This window comes from Microcystis sp. M49636_WE2, from assembly GCF_030065375.1.
GTDB lineage: Bacteria > Cyanobacteriota > Cyanobacteriia > Cyanobacteriales > Microcystaceae > Microcystis > Microcystis aeruginosa_C.
On record NZ_JASJFG010001096.1, the window covers coordinates 1 to 4,683 of the forward strand.

Consider the following 4,683-nt stretch of genomic DNA (forward strand, 5'->3'; position numbering starts at 1 on the left):
ATGCTTTAGTCGAGTCAGAAAACCCCGAACTTCCCAGATTTAACTATCAAGTCTGGCTATTGCTTTCCCTCTCCCTCGCTCCTTTCTTACTCTTGCCTTTACACTCCTAAAAATGACCCTAGAAGTTGGACAAAAAGCCCCCGAATTTGCCACCCCAAACCAAAGAGGCGAAATTAGTAAATTAGCAGATTTTGCCGGTCAATGGTTGGTCTTATATTTTTATCCCAAAGATAACACTCCGGGCTGCAGCACAGAAGCGATCGATTTTACCGCTTTGTCACCGCAATTTCAGCAATTAAATGCGGTAATTCTGGGAGTTAGTCCCGATTCAGAGAAGTCCCACTGTCGTTTTATTGAAAAACACAATTTAACTATTCAATTATTGAGCGATCCCGATCATCAACTGGCGGAAATTTATCAAGTCTGGGGATTAAAAAAATTTATGGGCAAGGAATATATGGGGATTAAACGATCCACTTTCCTGATCGACCCCCGGGGAAATATTGCCTATATTTGGTCAAATGTCAAGGTAAAAGCCCATGCAGAAGCGGTTTTGAAAAAACTTGAGGAATTGCAGTAGCAAGCCCTCAGTACCCAATATTTACGGGTAGGCAATTGCGCCCTTTCGTGTTAGACTAGAAAAGTTGTCAAAAATCGCACATCTAGGCGATCGGGTGTTTCTAGGAATCTAGAAATCCAGCCCTAGATGGAGGATAAACCCGAATAAGGAGAAAAATATGCCCGTTGTCTCTCTCGCAGAATTGCTAGAGTCTGGGGTTCACTTCGGCCATCAAACGCGCCGTTGGAACCCGAAAATGTCTCAGTACATCTACACTGCCCGAAATGGGGTTCATATCATTGATTTGGTGCAAACTGCCCAATTAATCGAAGAAGCTTACGAATTTGTCCGAGGAGAAGCCGATAGCGGTAAACGCTTTTTATTCATCGGTACGAAACGGCAAGCGGCAGCAATCATTAAACAGGAAGCTTTACGCAGCGGTAGCCACTTCGTTAACCAACGCTGGTTAGGGGGAATGTTAACCAACTGGGAAACCATTCGCGGCCGGGTAGAAAGACTCAAAGAATTAGAAGAATTAGAAAATAGCGGCGCCCTCGATAAACGACCGAAAAAAGAAGCATCGGTACTGCGTCGGGAATTAGGCAAACTAGAAAAATACCTCGGTGGCATTAAAACCATGCGCCGGCTGCCGGATTTAGTCGTCGTAGTCGATCAGCGTCGGGAATACAACGCTATCCAAGAATGCCAAAAATTGGGCATTCCCATCATCTCCCTCTTGGATACTAACTGCGATCCTGACTTGGTAGATGTGCCGATTCCCGCCAACGATGACGCAATTCGCTCAGTCAAACTGATTTTAGGCAAAATTAGCGATGCGATCATCGAAGGTCGTCGCGGTGGTCAAGCAGCGGTGGAAGAATACGAGGAAGACTACGATAATGAAACCGAGTACGAGGAAGAAGGTGATTATTCCCAATACGCCGCCGAATTTGCCAGTGGAGACGACGATAACTAGGGAAAATTAGCCATTGATCGCAGCTAGGTTCGGGGGGAAACTTTCCGAGCCTATCGAGCGGTCAAACCTGCCCCTCTCGTGGCATGATCAATTATAAGCAGTAGGTTAGGAATTTTATGGCGGAAATTACAGCACAACAGGTTAAAGAACTTAGGGAAAAGACCGGCGCCGGCATGATGGATTGTAAGAGGGCGCTGACGGAAAACGCGGGGGATATAACTAAAGCGATCGAATGGTTGCGTCAAAAAGGGATTACTTCCGCCGAGAAAAAAGCCAGTCGGGTAGCGGCAGAAGGGATGATCGGCAGTTACATCCACACCGGCAGCCGCATCGGTGTTTTAGTGGAAGTGAACTGCGAAACCGATTTTGTTGCCCGTCGCGAGGAGTTCAAAAAATTGGTTAATGACGTGGCCATGCAGATTGCCGCTTGTCCTAACGTCGAATATGTAAAAGTGGCCGATATTCCCGCCGAAATTGCCGCCAAAGAAAAAGAAATTGAGATGGGACGGGACGATTTAGCCAATAAACCCGATAATATCAAAGAAAAAATCGTGGCCGGCCGCATTGAAAAACGTTTGAAAGAACTTTCTCTGCTCGATCAACCCTTTATCCGCGATCAGAACATCAGTATTGACGAATTGCTTAAACAAGCGATCGCCGCTTTGGGAGAAAATATTCAGGTGCGTCGTTTCCAACGCTTTGTACTAGGTGAAGGGATCGAAAAAGAAGAAACGGATTTCGCCGCCGAAGTAGCCGCCCAAATGGGACAAAAAGCCCCGGAACCCGTGGCAGCAGCCCCGCAAGTGGAGGAAAAAGCCCCGGAACCGGCAGCGAAGGATAATCCGCCCGCTAAAGGCAAAAAGAAAAAGTAAGTTAAATGAAGATCAATCTGGTGGGGGTGCGAGTTTCGTACCCTTTTTGTCTTCAGGGGGGTGGGGGTACTTGATCAGTTATCAGTAATCAGTCAAAAGAAAAAAGAAATTGGCAACCAAAGCAAATTCCTTGACTGGATTCCTTGGGAACAAAAGCCTATCTTTTACCTACTTATTAAAAACTTTGTAAATAAGATTATCTTATTTGCACTGGTGGTCCCTAGAGGTTGTCGAACGGAAAAAATGCAGATTCAGGACAAAATCACCGAAATAGCCGCTAAAACAGCGAAAGCGATCGAACTTTCTCAAAATTATTTACTTTCTACCCAATACTCTGACGGTTACTGGTGGGCAGAATTAGAATCTAATGTCACCATCACCTCAGAAGCAATTTTACTGCACAAAATCTGGAAAACTGACAAAAATCGCCCCCTAGACAAAGCAGCCACCTATCTGCGTCAGCAACAGTGTCCTAACGGCGCTTGGGAGTTATTTTATGGGGATGGTGGCGATCTTAGCACCACTGTGGAAGCCTACATGGGGCTGCGACTATTGGGAATTCCCGTTAATGATCCTGCTTTAGAAAAAGCTAGAGAATTTATCTTAGCTAAAGGTGGCATCAGTAAAACCCGCATTTTCACCAAAATGCACCTCGCTTTGATTGGTTGTTATGATTGGCAGGGGGTTCCCTCTATCCCCGCTTGGATCATGCTACTGCCGGAAAATTTCCCTTTTACTATCTATGAAATGTCCAGTTGGGCGCGGGGAAGTACGGTTCCTTTATTAATTGTTTTTGACAAAAAACCCGTGTATAAAATGGGTTTTAATCTCGATGAACTCTATACAGAAGGGGTGAATAATGTCAAGTATGAGTTACCAAAAAATAACGATTGGTCAGATGTTTTCCTCTGGTTAGATGGGCTGTTTAAATGGGCAGAAAAAACTAATTTAGTTCCCTTCCGGCAAGAAAGTCTGAAAGCGGCGGAAAAATGGGTAATTGAACGACAGGAAGACACGGGCGATTGGGGGGGAATTATCCCGGCGATGTTAAATTCCCTATTAGCTTTAAAAGCCCTAGGTTATGATGTTGACGATCCGATTGTTGCCCGCGGTTTAAAAGCGGTGGATAATTTTGCTATTCAGACGGATAATACCTATTGTGTACAGCCCTGTGTGTCGCCGGTTTGGGACACGGCTTGGGTAATTCGATCGCTAATTGAATCCGGTCTAAATCCCGCTCATCCAGCTATGATTAAAGCGGGACAATGGTTAATCGATCAACAAATTCTTGATTATGGCGATTGGGCGATTAAAAATAAAATCGGAACCCCCGGCGGTTGGGCTTTTGAATTTGACAATCGCTGGTATCCCGATTTAGACGATTCGGCAGTGGTGGTGATGGCTTTAGAGTTAATTAAAATGCCCGATGAAAATATTAAAAAAGCTGTGATGAAACGGGCAGTTAATTGGATGGCTACTATGCAGTGTAAAGCTGGTGGTTGGGGAGCTTTTGACATCGATAACGATCAAAACTGGCTTAATTCTTTGCCATATTCCGATCTAAAAGCAATGATCGATCCTAATACGGCTGATGTTACTGCCAGAGTTCTAGAAATGTTAGGCACTTGTGATGTTAAAATGGAGGAAATTCGAGTTAAAAAAGCTTTGGATTATCTGGAAAAAGAACAGGAAGCTGATGGTAGTTGGTTTGGTCGTTGGGGTGTAAATTATATTTATGGAACCAGTGGGGCGTTATCTGCTTTGGCTTTTCTGGAACCGAATAAATATCGCCAGCAATTGCAAAAAGGAGCCAATTGGTTAAGCAGTTGTCAAAATGTTGATGGTGGTTGGGGTGAAACCTGTTTTAGTTACAATAACCCTAAATTTAAAGGACAGGGAAATAGTACCGCTTCCCAAACTGCTTGGGCATTAATCGGTTTATTAGCCATCGGGAAAGTCACCGGTAATTATCAGCGAGAAGTAATCGAAAAGGGCGTTAACTATCTTCTTGTTACCCAAAAAGAAAATGGTACATGGGATGAAGATTACTTCACCGGTACAGGTTTTCCCTGTCATTTTTACCTGAAATATCATTTCTATCAGCAGTATTTTCCTTTACTGGCTTTGGGGCGTTATCGGGCTTTGATTTAGTCTGTTAACCTATGCGTTAAGACAGGAAATAAGCTTAACTGTCTAACGCATTTTTTGTGACTAACTAGGAAAAAATAAATCAGGAGATATATTTAAAAAATTGGCTAATTTTTGAATGTAGACAG

General features: G+C 44.0%; 4 protein-coding genes and 1 pseudogene. All 5 read left to right on the forward strand.

The features are described from left to right. Positions 1-110, forward strand: a pseudogene (locus PX484_RS25380) (M56 family peptidase); the annotation flags it as partial. A 2-nt stretch (positions 111-112) separates the two neighbouring features. Next, positions 113-580, forward strand: a complete 468-nt coding sequence (bcp, locus tag PX484_RS25385) for a thioredoxin-dependent thiol peroxidase (RefSeq protein ID WP_149985767.1) — start codon at positions 113-115, stop codon at positions 578-580. 157 nt (positions 581-737) lie between these two features. Continuing rightward, entirely contained in the window at positions 738-1,535 is a 798-nt protein-coding gene (gene rpsB, locus PX484_RS25390) for a 30S ribosomal protein S2 (RefSeq protein ID WP_043997933.1), read from the forward strand. A gap of 116 nt (positions 1,536-1,651) precedes the next feature. Continuing rightward, positions 1,652-2,407 carry a translation elongation factor Ts gene (tsf, locus tag PX484_RS25395; protein WP_002753383.1) on the forward strand — a complete coding sequence of 252 codons (756 nt, stop codon included), beginning with the start codon at positions 1,652-1,654 and terminating at the stop codon, positions 2,405-2,407. Between the two features lie 243 nt (positions 2,408-2,650). Beyond that, a complete protein-coding gene (shc, locus tag PX484_RS25400) occupies positions 2,651-4,558 on the forward strand; it encodes a squalene--hopene cyclase (RefSeq protein WP_287765671.1) in 1,908 nt (635 codons plus the stop codon). The last annotated feature ends 125 nt before the right edge of the window (positions 4,559-4,683 follow it).

Bases quoted from the DNA above. Each gene is read 5' to 3' on its own strand.
- bcp (WP_149985767.1), top strand. From the start codon at position 113: ATGACCCTAGAAGTTGGACAAAAAGCCCCCGAATTTGCCACCCCAAAC.
- rpsB (WP_043997933.1), top strand. From the start codon at position 738: ATGCCCGTTGTCTCTCTCGCAGAATTGCTAGAGTCTGGGGTTCACTTC.
- tsf (WP_002753383.1), top strand. From the start codon at position 1,652: ATGGCGGAAATTACAGCACAACAGGTTAAAGAACTTAGGGAAAAGACC.
- shc (WP_287765671.1), top strand. From the start codon at position 2,651: ATGCAGATTCAGGACAAAATCACCGAAATAGCCGCTAAAACAGCGAAA.